This window comes from Sphingomonas sp. AP28 (genome assembly GCF_056680455.1).
In genome coordinates this window covers 224,427-244,974 of sequence record NZ_JBWXQI010000004.1, presented here as the reverse complement: position 1 = coordinate 244,974, position 20,548 = coordinate 224,427, and the positions used below count along the sequence as shown (strand labels likewise).

18 protein-coding genes and 3 pseudogenes are annotated in these 20,548 nt (G+C 60.0%); 12 read left to right on the top strand and 9 right to left on the bottom strand.

Annotated elements, in window-relative coordinates; all coding sequences use genetic code 11:
• Positions 1 to 372 precede the first annotated feature (372 nt).
• From AC1MH0_RS23465 to AC1MH0_RS23455, 3 genes are all read right to left on the bottom strand, one after another.
• Positions 373 to 918 (bottom strand): recombinase family protein, encoded by a 546-nt coding sequence (locus AC1MH0_RS23465; protein WP_480966459.1) that lies wholly within the window; start codon positions 916 to 918, stop codon positions 373 to 375.
• A 21-nt stretch (positions 919 to 939) separates the two neighbouring features.
• Positions 940 to 1,923: an IS481 family transposase gene (locus AC1MH0_RS23460; protein ID WP_480966458.1), complete on the bottom strand. Its 984-nt coding sequence runs from the start codon at positions 1,921 to 1,923 to the stop codon at positions 940 to 942.
• A 1,616-nt stretch (positions 1,924 to 3,539) separates the two neighbouring features.
• Positions 3,540 to 3,917, bottom strand: a complete 378-nt coding sequence (locus AC1MH0_RS23455; protein WP_480966457.1) for a transposase — start codon at positions 3,915 to 3,917, stop codon at positions 3,540 to 3,542.
• 304 nt (positions 3,918 to 4,221) lie between these two features.
• On the opposite strand from AC1MH0_RS23455, the gene AC1MH0_RS23450 reads away from it, so the two are divergent.
• The 4 genes from AC1MH0_RS23450 (at position 4,222) to AC1MH0_RS23435 (ending at position 5,104) form a co-directional block, all read left to right on the top strand.
• Positions 4,222 to 4,458 carry a hypothetical protein gene (locus AC1MH0_RS23450; RefSeq protein WP_480966456.1) on the top strand — a complete coding sequence of 79 codons (237 nt, stop codon included), beginning with the start codon at positions 4,222 to 4,224 and terminating at the stop codon, positions 4,456 to 4,458.
• Positions 4,459 to 4,612: 154 nt separating this feature from the next.
• Complete coding sequence (locus AC1MH0_RS23445) at positions 4,613 to 4,735, top strand: hypothetical protein (RefSeq protein WP_480966455.1); 123 nt, start codon at positions 4,613 to 4,615, stop codon at positions 4,733 to 4,735.
• Positions 4,732 to 4,944, top strand: a complete 213-nt coding sequence (locus AC1MH0_RS23440; RefSeq protein WP_480966454.1) for a hypothetical protein — start codon at positions 4,732 to 4,734, stop codon at positions 4,942 to 4,944. The genes AC1MH0_RS23445 and AC1MH0_RS23440 overlap by 4 nt, the downstream gene beginning before the upstream one ends.
• Positions 4,937 to 5,104: a hypothetical protein gene (locus tag AC1MH0_RS23435; RefSeq protein ID WP_480966453.1), complete on the top strand. Its 168-nt coding sequence runs from the start codon at positions 4,937 to 4,939 to the stop codon at positions 5,102 to 5,104. The genes AC1MH0_RS23440 and AC1MH0_RS23435 overlap by 8 nt, the downstream gene beginning before the upstream one ends.
• 398 nt (positions 5,105 to 5,502) lie before the next feature.
• Here AC1MH0_RS23435 and AC1MH0_RS23430 read toward each other — a convergent pair whose 3' ends face one another.
• From AC1MH0_RS23430 to AC1MH0_RS23415, 4 genes and pseudogenes are all read right to left on the bottom strand, one after another.
• Entirely contained in the window at positions 5,503 to 6,504 is a 1,002-nt protein-coding gene (locus tag AC1MH0_RS23430; protein ID WP_480966452.1) for an SGNH/GDSL hydrolase family protein, read from the bottom strand.
• Between the two features lie 419 nt (positions 6,505 to 6,923).
• On the bottom strand, positions 6,924 to 7,370 hold the full coding sequence (locus AC1MH0_RS23425) for a hypothetical protein (protein WP_480966451.1): 447 nt from the start codon (positions 7,368 to 7,370) through the stop codon (positions 6,924 to 6,926).
• Between the two features lie 184 nt (positions 7,371 to 7,554).
• A complete protein-coding gene (locus AC1MH0_RS23420) occupies positions 7,555 to 7,776 on the bottom strand; it encodes a hypothetical protein (protein ID WP_480966450.1) in 222 nt (73 codons plus the stop codon).
• A gap of 642 nt (positions 7,777 to 8,418) precedes the next feature.
• A pseudogene (locus AC1MH0_RS23415) lies at positions 8,419 to 8,565 on the bottom strand (IS701 family transposase); the annotation flags it as partial.
• Positions 8,566 to 9,219: 654 nt separating this feature from the next.
• On the opposite strand from AC1MH0_RS23415, the pseudogene AC1MH0_RS23410 reads away from it, so the two are divergent.
• From AC1MH0_RS23410 to AC1MH0_RS23390, 5 genes and pseudogenes are all read left to right on the top strand, one after another.
• Positions 9,220 to 9,392: pseudogene (locus AC1MH0_RS23410) on the top strand (IS21 family transposase); the annotation flags it as partial.
• 45 nt (positions 9,393 to 9,437) lie between these two features.
• A pseudogene (locus tag AC1MH0_RS23405) lies at positions 9,438 to 9,629 on the top strand (ATP-binding protein); the annotation flags it as partial.
• 120 nt (positions 9,630 to 9,749) lie between these two features.
• Positions 9,750 to 9,896, top strand: coding sequence for a hypothetical protein (locus AC1MH0_RS23400; RefSeq protein ID WP_480966449.1), 147 nt, complete (start codon positions 9,750 to 9,752; stop codon positions 9,894 to 9,896).
• Between the two features lie 703 nt (positions 9,897 to 10,599).
• Positions 10,600 to 10,713: an NYN domain-containing protein gene (locus tag AC1MH0_RS23395; RefSeq protein WP_480966468.1), complete on the top strand. Its 114-nt coding sequence runs from the start codon at positions 10,600 to 10,602 to the stop codon at positions 10,711 to 10,713.
• Positions 10,714 to 10,869: 156 nt separating this feature from the next.
• A complete protein-coding gene (locus tag AC1MH0_RS23390) occupies positions 10,870 to 11,160 on the top strand; it encodes an OST-HTH/LOTUS domain-containing protein (protein ID WP_480966448.1) in 291 nt (96 codons plus the stop codon).
• A gap of 239 nt (positions 11,161 to 11,399) precedes the next feature.
• Here AC1MH0_RS23390 and AC1MH0_RS23385 read toward each other — a convergent pair whose 3' ends face one another.
• Complete coding sequence (locus AC1MH0_RS23385) at positions 11,400 to 11,825, bottom strand: helix-turn-helix domain-containing protein (RefSeq protein ID WP_480966447.1); 426 nt, start codon at positions 11,823 to 11,825, stop codon at positions 11,400 to 11,402.
• Positions 11,826 to 11,938: 113 nt separating this feature from the next.
• Between AC1MH0_RS23385 and AC1MH0_RS23380 the strand changes: the two genes are divergently transcribed.
• The 3 genes from AC1MH0_RS23380 to AC1MH0_RS23370 are packed head-to-tail and all read left to right on the top strand — an operon-like array spanning position 11,939 to position 16,495.
• Entirely contained in the window at positions 11,939 to 12,769 is an 831-nt protein-coding gene (locus tag AC1MH0_RS23380; RefSeq protein WP_480966446.1) for a hypothetical protein, read from the top strand.
• Positions 12,766 to 16,125 (top strand): MobF family relaxase, encoded by a 3,360-nt coding sequence (mobF, locus tag AC1MH0_RS23375; protein WP_480966445.1) that lies wholly within the window; start codon positions 12,766 to 12,768, stop codon positions 16,123 to 16,125. The genes AC1MH0_RS23380 and mobF overlap by 4 nt, the downstream gene beginning before the upstream one ends.
• A gap of 19 nt (positions 16,126 to 16,144) precedes the next feature.
• The gene (locus AC1MH0_RS23370; protein ID WP_480966444.1) at positions 16,145 to 16,495 is read left to right on the top strand and encodes a hypothetical protein; all 351 of its coding nucleotides are present in this window, start codon (positions 16,145 to 16,147) and stop codon (positions 16,493 to 16,495) included.
• A gap of 570 nt (positions 16,496 to 17,065) precedes the next feature.
• Here AC1MH0_RS23370 and AC1MH0_RS23365 read toward each other — a convergent pair.
• Positions 17,066 to 20,170: a TonB-dependent receptor domain-containing protein gene (locus AC1MH0_RS23365; protein ID WP_480966443.1), complete on the bottom strand. Its 3,105-nt coding sequence runs from the start codon at positions 20,168 to 20,170 to the stop codon at positions 17,066 to 17,068.
• Between the last annotated feature and the right edge of the window lie 378 nt (positions 20,171 to 20,548).

Here is a 20,548-nt window from a genome sequence, read left to right as displayed (position 1 = left end):
CGAACGCCGAGAGTACAAAAGAACGCTGCATACCGGACGTAACTTCCAAAGTTGCCGCGCGTGCACCACCGCCCATGAACGTCATCATCATGCTAGCCGCTAATACGACCGAGCGAGACCAACTCTTCATCACATATCCCTCCTATCTTGATCCCAACCTCTTGGCATCCAAATGTGACAGACGTATGATCCTTGTTCATCTTTTCTTAATAGATTTCGCTGCGGCCCTCTGCCGGAGCAGTCAACTGCATTACAATCCGCGTTCATTACGGCATAAGGGGAGGGCAAGGGGAATAGCGCTAATATGGCGTTAGAGAATCAGACCAGATTGCCATTGTAAACGGGCGCGAGGTTTAGTGCGATATTCAGCGGTCATGCAATTAGCGCACGATAAACGCTTGCACGGCCTATCCCCAACCGTTTCGCGATATCGCTGGGGCCAACACCTTCATTGCGGAGCAAGAGTACAGCTGCAACGTCCACAGAAGGCTTACGACCCTTGTAGACGCCGTTAGCCTTCGCCTTTGCGATACCTTCCATCTGGCGCTCTTTACGGATCGCGGTTTCAAACTGTGCAAAGACGCCAAGCATTTGAAGGAAAGCCAGCCCTGCGGGCGTGGAGGTATCGATTGGCTGTTCGGTAGCGCGGAGGAACGCCCCCTTAGCCTTCAAGGCTGCTACGATCTTCTCCAAGTCAGCTACCGAACGGGTAAGACGATCAATGCGCGTGACCATCAGCGTATCGCCCTTACGGATGAAGGACAGCAGGGTATCAAGCTCGTGCCGACCGTCCGTGGTCGTCCCACTCTTCTTCTCTGATCGGATGATCGTGCAACCGGCAGCACGAAGGGCATCCTCTTGTACCGAGCAATCCTGATCGTCGCTGCTAACGCGGGCGTAGCCAATGATCGTGGTCATGTGAGTTTGTCTCAATAGCCTTTAGGTGTTTAGTCCCGGCATCTGGTGGATCGGATTGACGATGAACCTATCCGGCTCTGACGTCCAGATTTTGGCGATGTATTCGTAGGGTGTGAGTCCGCTGAGCGTCTTGAGCCGGCGGGCAAAGTTATAGGCAGCCATGAAGTCAGCGAGGTGCGTCCGTAGCTGGTCATGGCTCTCGTAGTGGAAGCGTTTGACGGTCGCCTCCTTGATGGTGCGGTTCATTCGCTCGACCTGACCATTGGTCCAAGGGTGGTTCGGCTTGGTGAGGCGGTGCTCGATGTCGTTCGCTTCGCAGATCATGTCGAAGCGCATCTGCCGTGACCAGGCGGTGTTACGGTTGCGCGGCTGGTCGGCGAACTGGATGCCCCCTTCGACTTTGCTCAGGACAGGATTGTCGGTCAGGATCGTGTGGATCCGGTACGGCACCGCTTTCAGCAGGTGCTCAAGGAACTCCCACGCCGTTCGCCTGTCAGCCTTGACGACGAGCTGGGTGACCGCGAACTTACTCGTGCGGTCGATGCCGACGAACAGGTAAAGTTTGCCTTCGGCTGTCTGAACCTCGGCGATATCCAAGTGAAAGAAGCCTATCGGGTAGCGCTTGAAGCGCTGTCGCTTTGGCTTGTCGCCCTTGATATCCGGCAGACGGGATATGCCGTGCCGCTGCAGGCAGCGGTGCAGCGCTGACCGTGTCAGATGCGGGATCGACGGCTGCAACGCATAGAGACAATCGTCGAGCGGCAGGAGTGTGTGACGCCGGAATGCGACGACAGCTGCCTCCTCGGCTTGGGTCAAGGTCGTGGAGTGAGGGGCCTTCGGCCCGGTCTTTTGATCCTCGACCGTCGCCCGCTTACGCCACTTCGCTACCGTCTTCGGGTTGATCCCAAGCTCTCGGCTCAGCGCCGAGAGCGAAGCTTGCGATCGCTGTATTGCTGCTCTGACGGCGTGCGTGGTCGTGGCGCTCCCGTGACGTACCTGTCCCATACGGCTTCCTTCCAGTCCAACGAAAGCATCGCACCATCAAACCGTGGGATCAAACACCTAGGTAACGCAGTCTTGCGAAGTCGTTCAGATGATCGATCAAGGTTTCCGGGGGAGGGCCGAAGAGTTTCGCGTGGCGGCGTCTCATGCACAAAGCCCGACAAATCGCGATTGGGCTGCATACTGCGCCGGTATTTTGGATGAGCAGGCGGCGTTTCTAGAGAGAACCGGAAGGTGTCCGGAGGTTCCTTTACCGCATCGGCCGCACGTAGACCGCTAGCTGACGTCAGGCGGCACTACGGTCCTTAAGCTGTCGCCTTCATGAATGAGCGCGAGACATTCGACCGACGGACGATGTCAGGGTGTAGGTCGTGGAGGTTCCCAAGCAGCCTCCTGAACGATTCATGGGCGGACTTATAAACGCGACCTTGCGATTACCCTGCCATATCTCAAGTCCGTATCGGTTTGAATGCTCGGCAGCTTCATTAATCGATTGCTCGTCGTGCGTTGCGGACAGGTCCACCCCACTAACGATCTCACCGCAACTACCCAGTTCATATATTCTGTAACGCATGCCGTGTCCCCCGGCTCTGTCCTGGCCGGAAACGGTAAACAATGCGTTAAGGCGTTCGCCGAGCAGGCGAACGGCCAACGGAACGAAGAAGATCCAATTCCCGATCAACGAGCCCTTTCGTCTGCTGCGCTTCCCTCAAGTCGGCAGCGTATGCGCCAAGTAGTTGGCGAGAAAGCTCATCGTTCAATCCTCCGATGATACGCCGTACCCGATCACATTCCATTTCGAGATTTGCGTCAGTCGGCACGTCCGTCTCCATTGCGTCGCGGGGAAACGACGAGCCCGACAACCACAGGAAAATGGTTAATGAAAAGTTAAGTACCTTCTGGCCCTCGGCAGGCCGAACCACAGACGCGACGAACTGATGTACCTTCGGTTATATCGAGACCACACCTGTTAACGGTTATGCCCTGAACGTCGAATGGCAAAACGCCGAATTTAGGCCGCAGCGGCCCTCGGCTTATGGTGCCAAGGGCGGCCAACCGGGACTTGCTCGATCGGTTGCGTGATCCGTTTGGCGTTGATCACGCTGGCCATCAACCGAACGTCACCGCGTGGTGCGACAGCCCGCCGTTCGCGAGCCCAGTCTCGATCAGTACCGGCGGCTTCTTTCCACGACATGGACGACAGACTCTGGTCGATGAAAGCGCCCCGCATGTCCGTGTGCTTGAACTGAGCGGGGCGCTGAGGGTACTCGACACTGGAAGCGAAGGCCTTGCTCTTTGGATACGACGGTGCGGTTAAAATCTCGTAAAGCATCCCGCCCGCTCCGTGTGACACCGCAGATTCCGCGGGCGGGATACCGAGCGTTCGCGGTCTTAGATTGGCGAAGCTCTTTGTACGGTGTTGCCGATGGTAGCCGGGGCGACAAGGGGAACAGTTCGGGCCGATCCCGAAGCGGGACGGCGCTGGTACCCGCCACAACAAGCATCACCAGCGGCGAAGCGTCAGCGCCCTAAACACAAATGGCAAACTGTGGATCGGCGCAGAAACGGGGATCCCCTTTTTTGTAAGTCAACTAACTAAATGCCCTCAGAAATACAGGTCATAAACGGCCCCTAGAAGCCGCCGTTCGGAGTCCCTGGCTTTGTAACGCTTCGACCCATTTTCGATACGTTGGCGAGAACCTAGTGGGGTCCCGATTCGAAGCCGATCCACAGACATCCCGCTCGACGACAGCGGCCAGGGTCTCCAGCATGGCTTCGAACACGCCCATCACGACCCAGCGACGATACCGCCGGAACACACTGTTCCACTTGCCATATTCATCCGGCAAATGCCGCCATTGCGCGCCTGTCCGCGCCATGCCTTCGAAATAGGGCCGGTTGTCTCCCGCGGGTCGGCAGCTACGTCCTCGCTCCGACGGCAGCAGGGGCCTGATCAGAGCCCACTCATCATCCGAAACCCCAATCCGCTCGTCCAACGCCGCCTCCAAAAGACAGCCTTGAATCAACCGATCCGACGCGCGTCAACCTTTGTCCACGTGGCCTAGAAAACCGTTTCGTTACGAAGCGTACCCGTACGCTCCGCAGTGCGATTGCTCCCGATGCTGCAGTTTCTGCCCGCTTACGAGCGAAACGGCAGCCCATTTCCGCATATTCAACTATCGATATGAGCGGTTTGCGATACTAGGGCGATACAAAGCCAGCGCCGTACAGGAGCTTAGACGCGCGCCGTTGACTGTATCACGATGAAGCTCAAAGCCGTTTAGGAGATATTGTCGGTTTATGGATATCTCCGAATTCGATGCACGATATCCAACGCCGGCGCACGCTGCCGCGGCGGAACGACGGGAGCGATTGCCTGCCTCCGATCGACCGCGCTTCGACTATCTTCTCCGCTGCCGAGAACGATCACTTCAGGCATTAAAAATTGCCGAGAAGGACGACGATCGATCTTTCATTCGCGAGACCATAGAAATGGCCGATCGCGAAATTGCAAAGCTTGAACGGCGCTCGAACTGACATGAAACAACGCTTTAGCCGTGGAGCTGTAAAGTCGTTTGATATCAACGCCGATTGCCCGATCACTCTGCGGTTCCCGCGTAAACGATATCAATAGCTTGTACGGACGGGGGGCATTGCGCATACGTTCCGCGAATGAAGACTCCGGCTCGACGTGATCGAGTTTCGCGACGACCAGAGCTTGCTCGAAGAGCATCAAAGGACCGATGGCGCGCCTAGCAACCGTCTCGTCGATGACCTGCTTGCCGAAATCGAGCGGCGCAATCTCAACATATGACCATCCGCAAGCTCGTCTACATGATCGCCGCGATTCAGACGAAGGACGTTGCCGTACTCGAACACGGGCTCGGCGCTGACGTGATCGTCCAGGTGCGTAGCCAGCGAGGCCGCATCCTTAAGATGCATGTCGACGTGCTGCCTGATCGCGTATTGGTGCACTTCAAGGACGGAAGTAGCGAAGAACTGAAGGTGGTAATCATTGGCTGAGAGCAAACCGCTGCCGAACCGGGATGTCTGGATGAAAGCCGGCCTGATCCTCGGCGAATATGGTGATGGAAGTGAAGATCATATCATCAATCAACTGGACGACACTTTTGGGGATATAGTTGCCATCGAGGATTGGAGGCGCGTCGCCGCAAAACTATAGTTTCGGATTGCCGGACATTGACGACGATGAGGTTACCTTCATCAGCGACTCGCAAACATTCGACACACGAGTAGAGTAGCTATACTCCGGTTGCCTAATAAATCGTCCTATTCTCTTTGCAAGATATCAAAGACTGCAACTTATTACGAACCTGCGCCGAGTCGAAGCTTCCAAAGCCATAATTGTACCCTTCGCGCTTAAGCTGAACGCGAATATCATATAGCGTGCTTACAGTGGTGCCTTCTGCGATTTCGAATGCCCGTCGTAGCGTTATCATGTTTTTACGATGACATAGTATCCTTAACGATCCGTTCCTAAGCTGACCATACAGAAAAGCCGCCACCCTTCCGAGTGACGGCTTTCTGCACCCGATGCTTGGGGCGCGAGCGGTTAGGCGATTATACGAACGCTACCTTCGTCGTGACCTTCGACTTGCGACGACGCATAGCGCCACCAACCATTCCAAAGCCGCAGATCATCATTGCCCATGAAGCTGGCTCGGGTACCGCGCCAGTCAGATTAAACTGCCTGTTCATATCGTTGAACGCGGCTTGCTGGATAGCTGCTGTCGGGTGAATCCCGTCAAACGAAAAATAACCTGTACATGCGGGGTAGGCGTTCGCGCCTTGGCAGGTTGCGCCGCCTGGGAGGGTCGGGTCTGGTTGAATAAGGGAAGTAGGCAGTCCTAACGCGCTTGGATTAGATGCAACCCGGTCAAAGAAATCTAGGTAGTTAAATCGATACAACGTCGTATCGCTGGCAAGATTTAGGTTGCCGAGCGCAGTCGTAAGGTATTCATCAGCCTCAACGGAGAATGCTAGTCCAGCGCCAGTGGCTACAGGAAATCCGGTAATCAGGAAGTTCCGCGCGCCAAGATTGCTAAGGGCTTGAATGCCTCCGGCGTAGGTTGAAGCTGCTACTTGAAGAAAAGCACTATCGCTTGCAAACCCGGTGGGCGCACCGGCGGCTTGAGCAGCAAAAACGTCGTTTCCGCCAAAGTTTAAAACATAAAGGCCACTTGAGTCGACCATTTTACCACCAGCTAGGTAGTTATTGTATAGTCCTAACTGCTCCACCAGGTCCGGCACAGCGGAGGTTGTCGTTGCACGCGCGCCGCCGAACGCGAAGTTGGTTCCGCCAAGAAGTGAGGATACCGTTGGCGTTCCATAAAGACTGATGCTTAGCAGATCGGTGTAGTCATACCCATTCGTGAACCTACCGTTAAAATATCCTTGTGCGGGATTGGCCCCAAGCCCAAGGGTACGAATATTCCCTGCATCCACAAGGCTATCGCCAAATACTGTCAACGTTGTGAACCGTGGTGTAGCTGTTTGCGCGACAACGGGACCCGCGAATGCTGCTACGGCAAACGCCAAGCCGAGCACGACCTTCCTCCTCATCCTATCCTCCTATTTTATAGTTAACGTAGGCTAGCAGCGGAATGGACGGCGTGTAAATGGCGCATGTAATAGAATATTTGTCGTTTCTTCGGGCGCAGGACGAGGAAAACCTATATCTTTTGAGTGACGCCCCTATTCTTCAACGATGCGAGGGGTACTGAAACGGTATGAGTCCGATGGAGCAATTTAGCGCCCCCCCATCGAACCGATTGCACTCGACGCCGGCAGCTTCCGATTTAGACGGGCAGCCGGTGGCCAGCCGACGCCGATAAGGCGGGAGATAGGGCAAACCACTCATCCCGTTGCTTATCGCTTTAGGCGGTTCATATCCGGGTGTATGCCGGGCCTGTTACGACCGCAGGGCGGGGGCCGATCGCGGACCTGGCAGCCGAGGCCATGCGCACCCGAAACATCGACCTCTAGCGGCCAGCGATGCGCTCGCGCGTGACGCGGGGATCTTCGTAAAGATCGCGGATCGCGCGGAGCCGAAAAACATTCCACCAGCGCTGCCAGCGATGCTCGGCCGCATCGTGGATCATGTGACAGCGCTGACACAGCGCCTTGAGGTTCGAAGGCGCGCTGTTGCCGGGATCGTGATCGAGATGCGCGCAGGCCAGGACGACATAGGTCACCCGGACCGACGCCAACACGAACCCTGCCTTCATCGAAATACGCTTGCCCCGGTCCGACCGCCAGCATCGGCCCTCGGCATCCCACCAGCGCCCATCGCCGAGATGGACCACACGGCGCAGGTGCGGCCTGCTGCATCCCTCGCACTTGGCACGAGCGCGATCGAACCGGACCGTTTGCGACAGTTGCCGCCAGTCGATCGGGTAGAGCCAGCGGTTTTCAGGGCGGATCGGCATGACGATTCTATGAGTCAGTCGCGGCCATAACGAAAGCGAAATCGTTCCACTCTGTTTACGTTTCGTTGCGTAACCGTTCTGTACCGCCCTTAGCCCTGGTCAAGTGCAAAGAGTCCGTACTGCGAGATACAAACCCGGTTGACCAACGCCAATCGGTAACGGAACAGTGGAGAATAGGCCGAGTCTAGACATCATAGTCACCGCCCTTGAGTGCCTGCCGACCACCATCGCCCACCTGCGGACGCTTGCCACACCGGTGGTGGATCACAGCATCATGCCGTTCGGTATTCCTGCGCTCGACGATTGCCTCGCCAGCAGGGGCCGTCGCAGGCGCGCGGCACGATGTCGCCGCACAAAGCTGTTCGGTGGTCGACGATGCTGCGGCAACGCTGCTCCTGGCAGGCATCGCCGCGCGGGAGGCAGCCCATACCGGCGGACCAGTACTATAGGTGAGCTGTCGCAACTATCTCTACGCACCTGGCTGGAGCAGGCCGGTCTGTCGCCTGCCAACCTGATCCATGCGCAGCCAACGCGACGACGCGGCGCTTCTTGCTGTCGTCGAGGATGCGGTGGGCGATGGAACGCCTTCGGCTGTGAACGCCGAGGTAAGCCGGATGTCGATGGTCGCGACCCGGCGCTTGCAACTCGTGGCGGCCGACGCCGACATTCCCGTTCTCATCCTGCGCCGCAGACGTAATCGCAAGCAAGATCTGCTTGCAAAACTGTCTGCGGCCTGGACACGTTGGCGGATCGCCTGTGCGTCGTCCGAACGCTTGTGCGTCGTCCGAACGCCTGGGTGTGGCCGGCGTCGGCAGGTCGCGGTCGCATGGCAGCGTTGCGGCGAAGCATTTTTGATAATTTTGAAGGGCTGCGATGTGACGGGTTGTATCGCTGTTCCTGCCGCACTTGGCCACCGAACGGCTGAGACGGCTGGACCGGCACGCTGCGCGGCCGCCTGGTCGTGGCGCTCCGGTGACGTACCTGTCCCATACTGCTTCCTTCCGTTCCAACGAAAGGATCGCGCCATCAAACCGTGGGATCAAACACCTAGGGTCTCAACCAAATAGTCGCGTACGATATCGCGCAGCGCGTCATCGTTCCACCAATCACGGCTAAGAAATGCATGCGGTCGCTACGGCCCTGGATCGCCTACCGCTTCTGCGTGCATCCAGCCTGTCTTGCGTCGCTCATCGCCTCAGTCGATGCACCTTTCATCCACGGTCTCCTGCCATGGGGGCCCATTGATTCAGATTTTGATCAAATGCGTAAGTGTAATGGTAGTTGATCATGCACTGCCAAAAGTATTTACTCGATCCAGTTTGAGCCGGTAAGTCGTAAAATAGTAATTATACAACCTTGACCATAGGGGCTTGCTTGGACCAATATCCTTCGATATGTACGCTGCATGAAAAGATTTTGGGTAGAAAAAGTACATCAGGAGGCAAAACCTGTTCGAGGAATCGCGATAAGCCTAGCTTTCGCTCTACCATTTTGGTGTTTTTTAGCGTTTATATCATTTATTAGATGACCTACGCGCTTGGGAATCGATTGCAGTTGAGGGCTGGCCTTGTTGCGGCCGCGGTCGATGTCATCACAGGTGCATCTCTACAGTGAGTAGGAGCGGCTACAAAAGCGAACTGCTATCCGCTCAACTATCCGCCGCAATCTGGAGCGCCTTACTGGGTGCCATTTTCGACAGCCGCGGATGGATGTAGCAGGCTCCGCCTGTCGAGGTCGCGCGTATGTTGCCAGCAATGAAACTCGTGCGCAAAGTCGCAGACAACTTCCAGATTACGATTGCAGGGATGGGTGCTCGGTCGATAATTACGCGACCGGCGAATCTTCATGACTGCGGCGCAAGCTCGGCGCTGGCGATGATGCCGACCGGCGTTCGTGCGAGTGCTTGCAGCGGTGCTCAATGATGGGCTCGATCTCGTCGAGGCGGCCGTCCGTGAAGCATTGCTGGCCGTTATCACCAGCAACGACGTCATTCTCAACATTCTCGCCCGTCGGCGCGAGCCGCCACGACCGTTGGCCATCGCCACACCCGAGGACCTGGCGCTGCGCCAGCTGCTTTTCTACCTCAGCAAGCTCCACGAGCGAACCTCGGTTATCGTCACGACGAACCTTGCCTTCGGCGAGTGGCCCACTGTCTTCGGCGACCCCAAGATGACCACCGCGCTGCTCGACCGCATTACGCACTACTGCGACATCGTCGAAACTGGCAACGAAAGCTGGCGCTTCAAACACCGCAGCTAGCTCTTGGGCCAGGGCGCTTCGCGCTGGTTGCGCTCACGCCGGGCTACGCCCGCCCTACGCCGCAACCAGCGCGAACGGCACGTCCGTTACCGTCCCGCTGCCCGACGAAGGGGGGCTCTTTTGGACGCCATTGACAGCCTGGACTCGCATCTGATCCGCCTGACCAAGCGTGCCCAAGACGATCGCAAAGTTATGTCGCCGGAAACGCTGGGCGATGTAGTGTTCGCGGCATTGTTGGCGGCACAGGCGGCCGTTTCCGGGGTATGAACGGGGCGTCTGACCCAATAGTGAATCTGCTGGCCGGCTGTCACACCGGCCGAAGGCCCCGCGGAATGCCGTGAACGATGCCGAAGTCATCAAAATCAGACTACCGACACTATCACGATCGGTAAAGGGGAGGGGCACACACCACGCTATGCATAGCGGATATGCAACGAGCGAAAAGTCGTTCGTGAACAATGGTGTAGCAGCGTAGTAGTGTTGCTGCAGGGCAGACGAAAGCTGACAGGGAACGTGCTACAGGCACGCTACGCCGCTACGCATGCCCTGCCGGGTGTCATGCACAGGTCGCAGATTTCGGCCTGTCGCAAAGCCATTCGAGCGATATTCCGGCAGCATGGATCAGCTGGAAATGCGCTGCGTCAGTAGGCCCGCGCCGATTTAACATTCTGCAGATCGCTCGTGGAACCGCCGGCCGATGCCGTGATGACAAGCAGGACGATTGCCGGATTGATACGCCATGACTGACGATCCGACCGCCTCGCGCAAGCTCGCCGTGCTGATCGACGCCGATAATGCATCGCTTGGAATCGCGGTGGGACTGTTCGCGAAAATCGGCGAGGCGAGCGTGCGATAGATCTACGGCGATTTCACCGGCACGAGACTGAAAGGCTGGGCCGAGATCGCGCCGCTCTCTTCGAGTCTGCCGCATCAGAATTTTGCGAACACCGTCGACTAGAATCCTTCAGATATCGCGCTCGTCATTGACGCCATGTCCATCCTGCATTCGGGCCGGTTCGACGGCTTCTGTCTCGTGTCGTCGGATGGCGATTTCACCCGGCTGGCAGTGTCCATCCGGGAGTAGGGCATCGATGTTTTCGGCTACGGCGAGAACAGACGCCGGCCAGCTACTGACAGGCATGCATACGCTTCATTTAAACCAAAACCTGACGTCACCGGACAGGTCGCACCGGTCGTCCCAGCGAGCCAGATCGTGGGCGATGTTATAAAGGCGACAGGCTTGCCGGCAGCCGCTGCCGCGACCCTGATTGAGACCGCGCTGGGACAACGCGATGATCAGGCGGGCTGGTATTTCTTGGGCTCGGTCGGCCAGCGTCTGATCGCGCTGACGTCGGACTTCGATCCGCGCAATTACGGTTGCGCGAAGCTCATCACGCTTATCGAAAAGATCGATGCTTTCGAAGTCCGGCGGGATATACATAGGCCCTCGCAAAGCGGCATGATCCTTGGTCCCACCCCGTGGCCAGGACGGGTCAACGGCGACCTTGAAAATCACCAATTCGAGAGATGAAAAAACGGCGATCGCGTGAGCGGCGCAGCATAGTCACGCCGCTTGCCGCAGACCCAATCCAGCATATCGTCGCGAGCAGGGAGGAGCCCAAAAGGAGAAGGGCGGCAAGCCCTCCAAAGAGCAGCATGACGCAAAGCGCTGCAAGCCGGTACCCGCCATGCCAGTCGCGCCGCCTGACCCACGTCCGCTGGTTGTCGGCCGCCCATTCGGCGATGATCCTGTCGCTGCGTGGTTTCATGTCACTTCCCTTTCGAAAGCATGAGTATGGTATGGCGCAGCCGTCGACGTGTATCGGCGTCGGCGTCGTCGCCTTCGTCGTATAGCGAGCGAGCCAGTTTCTCGCCGCTACCGGGTTCGGGATCAAAGCCGACGTCGTCGCACAACGCATCGATCAGCTCCACCAAGCGGTCGTACCGCCCCCAGTCTGCAGGGCCATGATAGCGGGTCGGCGCGGTATCGGTCCCGAAGACGAGCCAGCCGGCATCGACCTCATGATCGCGGCAAAGCTGGCGCATGACGCCGAGCGGGGGCTCCACCGCGTTCTTCTCCCAACTGATCAATGATCGGGTGGAGAAGCCCAACGCCCGCGCCAGGGCATCCTGACCCAAACCCGCAGCCTGCCGGATCGCCTTGATACGCGCGCCGAGGGTCGAGTCCTGGCTCAAGTTAAAATCACGAACATGAACTTGACTTCACCTAACAGAAGTTGATTGAATGCCAGTGTATCTGGTCGCGCTCATGGAAGCGACGGTCCGAAACGTGATGGGAAAAACGGGGCATGTCAGCGAAAATCCAGGTCAACATACGATTGACACCCGGGGAGCATGCCCGGCTACTGGAATGGGCAAACGAGACCGGTCTTGAGCGCGGTGTGCTGGTCCGCGACATCGTCGTCGAAGGCATCGATGCCAGATCGGAGGGACGTGCGACGTTCAGCCGTGGGACGCCTGGACCTGGTGATCTCGTCGCCTTGGCAGCGAGATTAGACACGGCGGTGATGGAGGTCGAGCGCTTCGCCAAGACATGGGCGGCCCATGAGACCGAACTGCTTTCGCTGGAGCGGCAGGATCGGCTCGCCATGCACTCCGCACGGGTCGAATTCCTTGCTGGCTTTCCCGACCGCATCTCTCGCAGCCTGGAACCGATCAAAACAGAGATGGCGGCGATGAAAGCCGCGATCACGGACCAGCCGCGTCTGGACGCCATCGATAAAAAGCAGGCCGAGCTTGTCGAGGCGGTGCGGGGAAATACCCTGGCGATCCGGGTCATCAGAAAAGATCCGCGCAAGGCATTCGGTATTATACTCGCTGACGGCGGTGTATGGTCGACGCTATTCGTCTGCCAGTGGAGCCTGTTCATGGCGGCCATCGGCATGTTCGTTATTTCGGCGTTCGGCATGACGTTTCCCGGCATCGGTATTCCGCTGGCGCACAAGCTGGCGGCGGGCGACGCCGAGTTCTGCCGGTTGGTCCGCTACCGGTTCGAGATCAACAGCTGTCAGGTGCCGGCCAGCCATCGCATCGATCCTGCGGGCGCATCGGCAGCGGCATCGGGCAAGCCGTCCCACACCAAGACAGATGCGGCATCGGCAAAGGTGAAGCGGTCATGATCTCGGTCAACGCCGTCTCCTCTGCCGGCAATGCCGCGACCTATTATGCCCAGGACAACTACTACACTGCTGATCAGGCCGAGGGGGCGAGCGCATGGGCGGGGGAGGGGGCGGCCACGCTCGGACTCGAAGGTGCGGTCGGCACCGCCTGCTTTGCGACCATACTCGAAGGCCGCCTGCCAGACGGCAGCGTGATCGACGCCCGGCGGGGCGAGCATCGCCCCGGGTGGGACCTGACCATGTCAGTGCCCAAGTCGGTATCGATTCTGGCGCTGGTCGGCGGTGACGCCCGGCTGATCGCAGCGGTGCGCGAGGCGGCGACGGCGACGCTTGGGTGGATCGAGCGCAACATCATTGAGGCAAGGGTGTCGACCGCCGAGGGGCAGCGCGCGGTGCGGACCGGTAACGTGCTTGCCGCGACGTTCCTCCATGACGTGAACCGTAACGGCGAGCCGCAGCTGCATGTCCATAATGTGCTCGCCAACGCCACCCGGATGGCGGACGGCAGTTGGAAGGCGCTGCATTCCGATGCGTTGTATGACCGCCAGCACGTCATGGGCGCGGTCTTCGCGTCTACCTTGCGCGCGCGCGTCGAGGTGCTGGGCTATGCGACGGTGTCCGCGCAGAACCCGATCGACGGCGCCTTCGACATCGCCGGTGTGCCACGCGGCGTGGTCGAGGCGTTCTCGACCCGCTCCGATGAGATAGGTGCCCATCTCGAAGCGCATGGTCGCGAGGGAACAGCGCGTGAGCGCGAACTGGCGACGCTCGCGACCCGGAACGCCAAGACACCCCAAGTGGCGCCGGCGATACGCGCGGAAGGGTGGCGGGCGTTGGCGGCGGAGAATGGCTTCGATGCAAGCCGGGTAGTGGGGGAAGCGCTTGCCCGGTCGGAACGGGCGGAGACGATGTGGACGCGGACGGTGCGTGGCGTACGCGGAGTAGGGGAGCGGGGGCTCGCCATTGCGGCGCGTATGGGGCTCTCCCCACGTGACGGCGATCCCCTTGTGCCCGAACGGCTCGGGCGTCTGGACCCGGTTCGCTATGCCGCAGCGCAGGCGGTCGCCTCGGCTGCCCGTGATCTGGGGGAGAACGAAGCCGCGTTTGATCGGCTCGATCTGATCCGTGCCGCTCTCGAACGCGGTGGGCCGGTCATGGTCGGTGACGTCGAGGCCCGGATAGCGTTCCTGGAGGGCAGGGGCCTGTTGCTGGGTGACGGTGACCGTATAGTGACCACCGAGAGCGCAGTGCGGCTCGAACGGGCCTATATTGCCGGCATCGAGGCGGGCAGGGGGCAGGCGGTGCCGATCGTGTCGGCGGGCGATGCCGTGTCCGCCGCGCAGGAGGCGGCGCGCGACCTGGGCCTGCGCCCGCTCAATGCCGGCCAGCAATCTGCGGCCGTACTGATCCTGTCGTCGTCCGACCGGGTGGTGAACATCCAGGGAGGCCCTGGTCGTGGCAAGTCGGCAGCCCTGGCGCCGGTCACTGCAATCGCGAAGGCGCAAGGGCACAATGTCATCGGACTCGCGATCGCCAGTCGCACAGCGACCGCGCTCGGGCGTGATACGGGCGCGGAGACGAGCACGATCGCGCGGTTTCTGGCGCGTCATGCCCGCGTGATCGACGGCACCGCGAGCGCTGCCCAGCTTGCCCGCGTCACCACCGAACTGAAAGGCGCGGTCATCATGGTAGAGGAGGCCAGCCAAGTTGGCACCTGGGATATGGAGCGTATCATCCGTCTTGCCGACATGATCGGCGTCGCCCGGCTCGTGCAGATCGGCGACAGCCGCCAGCTGGGCGCGATCGCTGCCGGCAAGCCGTTCGAGGACAGCCAGCGCGCGGGGCATGCGACCGCGTACATTACCGAGAACTTGCGATCGCGCTCGGATCAGATGAAGGGGATCGTTGCCGCGCTTGACGTCAAGGATCTGTCCGCGGTGTTCGACCTCCTGAAGCCCGACACGAGCGAAGTGGCTGCAGGCGATGTAGCGAGGGTGGCCGCTGCGCGATGGGCGGCATTGCCGGCGGAGATGCGCGACGGCACGCTGCTCATCACTGCTGGCCGGGCCATGCGCAGCGAGGCCAACCTGGCGGTGCAATCTGAATTGAAGGCGACCGGAGAGATCGCGAGCGTCGGCAGCCTGATTGAGGTACTCGACCGGGTCAATGCTACCCGGGAGGGGGCGCGCCTCATGAAGGGGTATCAGCCAGGCCGGGTAGTGGAAATCCGCACCGACCTGCCTTCACAAGGCTTCGTTCGCGGTGATCGGGGTGTCGTGAAGGCGACCGAGGGCGGCAGGGTCCGTCTCGAGATGCGAGGGGGTGAAGAGAAGTACCTGCAGCCGGACCGGTTAGCGAAGAATCTCAAGCACGACGCCGTCTCGATCTATCAGCCCAAGCAGATCGAGTTGCACGCCGGTGACCGCATCCGCTGGACCGACAATGATGGCGACCGCAAGATCAGCAACGCTGACATCGGCCGTGTCGAGGAGGTGCGCGACGGCAAGCTTGTCATCTCCTCGCTCATTGATGGTACCGTGCAGGAACTGAAGGCCGGTGACCGCATGGCCGAGCGGCTCGATCTGGCGTACGCGATCAACGTCCATATCGCGCAAGGGGTGACGACCGACCACGGCATGCTGGCGCTGCGCTCGAGTGAGCGACGCCTGCTCAGCGAGCGATCGTTTCTTGTCGGCCTGACCCGCATTGCGGACAAGGTGACGCTGATTGTCGACGACGGCCGCTCGGTCGAGCGCGGCGTCGTGCGCAACAGCGGCGACAAGACCTCGGCGCTGGAGACCATCGAACAGGCACGGCCGGGGGCGACGATCCGGATGCCGGCGACATCGCCGGTGATCGATACCGCGGTCGAGCGCTACGCGCGGCTGTTCCTCGCCGTCGAGCGGCAGACGATCGATGGCGACGCCATATCAACGGTACAGCAACGAGAGCTCGGCACCGCCGCTGAGGCCCTTGACCGGGTGCGGACGAACGGCGCGGAAGATCTTCGGATCGTGCTCGACCGCGAATCCGGGTCGCCGGGTGCAGTACGTAACGATCCTAGCCGGCTGACCCAGGCATGGTTGGACGAAGGACAAATACGTACCGATCGCGGCACTTATGCCGAACGCTTTATCGCCGACTGGAAAGCGGTCACGGCCGATGGCATGTCGGCGACGACCAACCGCAGCGAAGCGATGGTCGAGCGGCGGGAGGAAAGGTTAGAGGAACGTATGTTGCACGAGCCGGCGCTGCAACGCGCGCTTGACCGCGCCCTACCGGAGCGTCAGCTTCGGATCGACGAGCCGGGATCCGGGGGGCGGGCGCGAGATCGCGATTTTGGCATGGAGATGTAGCGCGATGGAGCCAGTCACCATGTTCTTCACGAGGCGCGATTTCGCCGGTGTCGCCAGCACCCGCGTTCACCGGCCCGCTAAGCAGTTCGAGGCCGCGCTCGACCGGCTGTTCGGTGAACGGGTCCGGGATGACGGAGCCCTTGGCGTCGATCTCTGGTGTGCGCTTGCCGGCATCGAATGGCGCAATGGGCAGGGCGAGACGGTATGTTACTCGTATCGGAGCGCGGGCGAGGTCGTCACGTGGGTGCGCGAGGACGGAAGCTATCTCGAATGGTATGCCAGCGGTGAGGCGGGAGAGGTCGCTGACTGGATCGGTGACGCGCTGCGTAACGCGGGCTGGTCATGGTCCTCAATGGAGCGCTCGGCTTAAAACACCGCCTTGAAGAACGTAAGATGAACGGATGACGCCAATCATCCTTTTTGGTGCCGTTTGAGCCACCGCGAGATATATCTCAAAGAGTATACCTTGGCGCTTGCCGAGGATTCAACGATTCTCTTAGGTGTCACACTTGTCCGGCATTGGAGCACTGCCGGGGTAACCCCCAAATGTATCCCGGCCGGCCCGTCCTTGGAATTAGCCGGGGGCGGGCCGTTATTTAAATGACAACCTATATCTGCCTGATTGGATCAGAGGGTAGCCCTCTTGTTTGCGTTAGGTGAGAATGACCGCACCCTGCCCGTCATCCCCCAACAACAGGGAGGATGCGACCCGTCAAACCTGCTATCCATGTTCATCCATTTCGCGTAGAGTTGTCTCGAGCGAGCCGTGTCTTCGCATTTGTTCCGAATGCCGAGGAACATAGGAAGTGCGAATAGGGTTGGCCCAAAAGGGCAGCATGCGCGACGAAATACCCTGCTTTTGATCTGCTGCGATTGACCAGATTTCGCCGGGGTCCCGATCGGCGTCAATCGGGACTCCGGCATCATGCATCCGATATCGCTACAGTCGCAGCGAGACGCCTGCCACAAGCTGCCGACCGAGCAGATCATACCCCATCACGGTATTGCCGCGGAGCAGCCCGATCCGCGAACGGCTGTCCGGGATCAGCGGCGGATCGCGGTCGAACACGTTGTTCGCGGCCAGCCGGAACGTCATCTGCTTGTTAATGTCGAAGCTCAGCGCGACGTCAATCCAGTTGTACGAGCCGACGCCGGGATATTGATCGCGCCGTACGGTTGCGTCCTGTGCGGGGATGCCGGTGTCCGTGGGCGCATAGATGTCGAGTGGCATCGCCCCGCGGTGACGCCAGTTGACCGACAGACTGGTCGAGCGGTCGGGGGCGGTCCAGGTGGTGCGGAACTGGTGTGCCCAGCGCGGCATGCTCTCACCGCAGAGGTTGCCAAAATACCCCACGCAGTTCCGTGGTTCGATGGTCGGCGACGACTGCGAGCCGACGCGCGTCATCAGTGTCCCGTTGAAGCTCATGTCAAGTCGACCGATGCTGCCCAAGCCGACGTTATACTGCCCCTGGAAATCCCAGCCATGCGACTGCGACTTGTAACCATTGGCCGAACCGCGAGCCACCCAACCCGTTGCCGGGCTGGTCGCGGGTGAGCTGGATAGCGTGCCGGTACCGGGGTTGCGGACAATGCCGCGGCAGAAATACTCGTTCCCGGTAGCTAGGCACTCGCCGATGATGTTCTGCGGCTGGAGGAAATCGAGCTGGTCCTTCAGGTCTATCAGCCAACGGTCGATCGACACCGTCAGCCCGGGCAGGAAGCGCGGGCGCAGCACCACACCGAACGTCTTGGTATAAGCGCTTTCCGGTGCTAGATTAAACCCGCCTTCGCGTACGGTACACCGATCGTCGGGGCAGATCAGCGAGGCGCTGCCGTAGAGATTGTCGGGAAGGCCGGTGTTGCGGCACTGCTGCAACGTCGCCGACGGCGCCAGGCGCCCGCCATTGGGGTTCGACGGATCGATCCGTGGCGCGCAAGGATCGGAATAGAATCCCTGGTTCCAGAAGATGTTGGCGGCACCCTGTGCGGTGCTGACGCCCGGTGCGGCCTGCGACTTGTTGTAGGATGCGCGCAGCGTGATGTCGGGTATCGGCGCCCACAGGCCCTCGACCTTCCAGGTATCGAACTTGCCGTCGAGCCGGTTGTATTTCGAAACGCGGTAGCCGGCATTGACCTGCAACAGTTCCGCGAACGGGCGGTGTTCGATCAGCGGTGCCTGGATCTCGGCATTGGCCTCCAGGATGCTCTGCGTGAAGCGCTGATTCTCGCCGCCATTGTTCTGCTGGAAGATCTCGTTGACGATCGTCCGTTCCATTTCCTCGCGATATTCCGCGCCCAGCGCGATCGCGATGCCTTGTTCTGCGAGCGGCGAGGTGATGCCGTATTTGCCTAGGTCGCCGCTGACGGTGCCGACGAACTGCAACAGCCGCGGGATGCGCGTGCTGATCCCGCCGGTCGCGCCGCCATAGAGATACTGGTTTAGCGCCGCGTCTTGGTTAAACGGCGCGAACGCGTTGAACGGCACGCAGGACGGATCGGTGCCGTTGACGACGGCGCGACAGGTCGGCGTCCCATTGACGCGGACGACGTCGAGCGAGCGGTTGATGCTGTCGTAGCGCGCGAACGGCACGTCGATGGTGTCGAGGCGCGCGCGGGAGATCATGCCTGCAACATCGTAGGACCACACGTCGTTGAACCCGCGCCCGCGAAGCCCCGCGACGATGCGGTATCCTTCGTTGGTGAAGCGCTGTTGGACCAGCGGCAGTCCGTCGAAGCGATAGCGTACGTCGATCGGCGCATATTGCCCGGCAACGCCGGCATTGGCACCGCACAAATCCTGTGCCTGCGAGCCTGACAGGAACGCGTTGTCGCAATTCACCCGGAACGGATCGGTGCCGTACGCGGCGAAGTTGAAGGTGCGGTTGAGCTGTGTGTTGTAGGATTTGTCGCGGTAGAACAGCCCGTTGCCGTAAAGCTCGATGTCGTTGCTGATCTTCGCGGTCAGGAAACCGCCAACGTTGATGCGGTTGAACGCGCGCTGCACCGCCCAGTTGTCATAAGGGTTGGCCGACGTCCCCGGTGGTCCGCTGTTGATCGGGATGAAGGTACCATTGCCATTGGGATTGTTGACCAGGATCTGCCCGGCGCGCGGCCCCGACTGCGGGATGATCGTGCCTGCCGGCGTGAAGCTGGCGCGCGAACAGCCCAGCGGCGAGGTGTTGGTCGGCTGGACTGCTTCACAGACCGAATAGGACCGATCGACCAGCTCGACCGGATTGGACTGGCGATAATTGACGAAGCCGGTGATGTTCACCCGGTCGTTGAACAGGTTGGTGCCCGCCGCGAGGCTGACGTCGGAGCGTCCGCCATCGTTGGTCAGTCCGCGCTTGGCGTTGAACCCGGCGCGACCCGCTGCGTCTGTGACGGCATTGCTGTCGTTGTCGTGATTGAAGAAGCTGTAGTTCGCGTCGACCCGGATGCCCTCGAAGTTCTTCTTCAGGACGAAATTGACGACGCCCGACACCGCGTCCGAGCCGTAGACCGACGAGGCACCACCGGTCAGCACATCGATCCGCTCGACAAGCGCGTTGGGGATGATGCCGACGTCGACCGTGTTGGCAAGTCCGACCCGTAGGCCGTCGATCAGCGTCAGTGTCCGCTCATAGCCCAAGCTACGCAGCTTGATCCGCTGACGACCTTCGGAATCGCTGAAATTCTGTTCCGAGTTCACCTGGACCTGCGGCAGGCGATTCAGCACCTCCTCGATCGTCGTCGCGCCCTGTGCCGCGATTTCCGCCGCGGTCGTCGTGACGATCGGTGCGGCGGACCGGTTGTTTGGGCGCGTGATGCGCGTGCCGGTCACGACGATGTCCGATCCTTCGCGTTCACCGGTGCGTGCCGTGTCTGCAGCCAGCTTGGCGGAGGCAACGGGATCACCAATCGCGGTCTGGCCATCCTGCGTGACGTCGTTCACGCCCGTATTCGACATCGCCGTATCCGACGACTGGGCCTTGGCCTGGGCCGGCAACGCAACCAACGCGGCCACGCAACATGTCGTGGTCATCAACCCCTTGAACAACACCATTCAATCACCCCCTGTGTCGCCGATCGGGTCTAATGGATGATGCCGCACGATATCGACTGCTGCCGACCCTGTTCGGAAGCAGTCGGTGAACGTTATGCCGCTCGTTCATCGGGATCTTTTGCCCCGTGACCTTGTCGACACTGTTCGGCAGTACCATCCGGACCCTCGGACAGGCACATGCTGTCACGTCCACAATATCAAAACAATACCAATATTCTGAAAATCGACAGGTGGTATGGCGCTTTGCATTTTCCTCGTTGCGATAGGTATCAACGACTGCACTTTATTCCGGACGTACTGTTTTTGATGGCAGTCCGTCCGAACCGTAAGCGACCTAATCGTGTCGTTGCTACAATTCGTTGCCATTGCTCAATTTTG

Coding starts and splice junctions, on each gene's coding strand:
- AC1MH0_RS23425 (WP_480966451.1), bottom strand. CDS start 7,370: ATGCCGATCCGCCCTGAAAACCGCTGGCTCTACCCGATCGACTGGCGG.
- AC1MH0_RS23365 (WP_480966443.1), bottom strand. CDS start 20,170: ATGGTGTTGTTCAAGGGGTTGATGACCACGACATGTTGCGTGGCCGCG.
- AC1MH0_RS23450 (WP_480966456.1), top strand. CDS start 4,222: ATGGATATCTCCGAATTCGATGCACGATATCCAACGCCGGCGCACGCT.
- AC1MH0_RS23460 (WP_480966458.1), bottom strand. CDS start 1,923: ATGGGACAGGTACGTCACGGGAGCGCCACGACCACGCACGCCGTCAGA.
- AC1MH0_RS23465 (WP_480966459.1), bottom strand. CDS start 918: ATGACCACGATCATTGGCTACGCCCGCGTTAGCAGCGACGATCAGGAT.
- AC1MH0_RS23430 (WP_480966452.1), bottom strand. CDS start 6,504: ATGAGGAGGAAGGTCGTGCTCGGCTTGGCGTTTGCCGTAGCAGCATTC.
- AC1MH0_RS23380 (WP_480966446.1), top strand. CDS start 11,939: ATGTCAGCGAAAATCCAGGTCAACATACGATTGACACCCGGGGAGCAT.
- AC1MH0_RS23440 (WP_480966454.1), top strand. CDS start 4,732: ATGACCATCCGCAAGCTCGTCTACATGATCGCCGCGATTCAGACGAAG.
- AC1MH0_RS23420 (WP_480966450.1), bottom strand. CDS start 7,776: ATGCCTGCCAGGAGCAGCGTTGCCGCAGCATCGTCGACCACCGAACAG.
- mobF (WP_480966445.1), top strand. CDS start 12,766: ATGATCTCGGTCAACGCCGTCTCCTCTGCCGGCAATGCCGCGACCTAT.
- AC1MH0_RS23370 (WP_480966444.1), top strand. CDS start 16,145: ATGTTCTTCACGAGGCGCGATTTCGCCGGTGTCGCCAGCACCCGCGTT.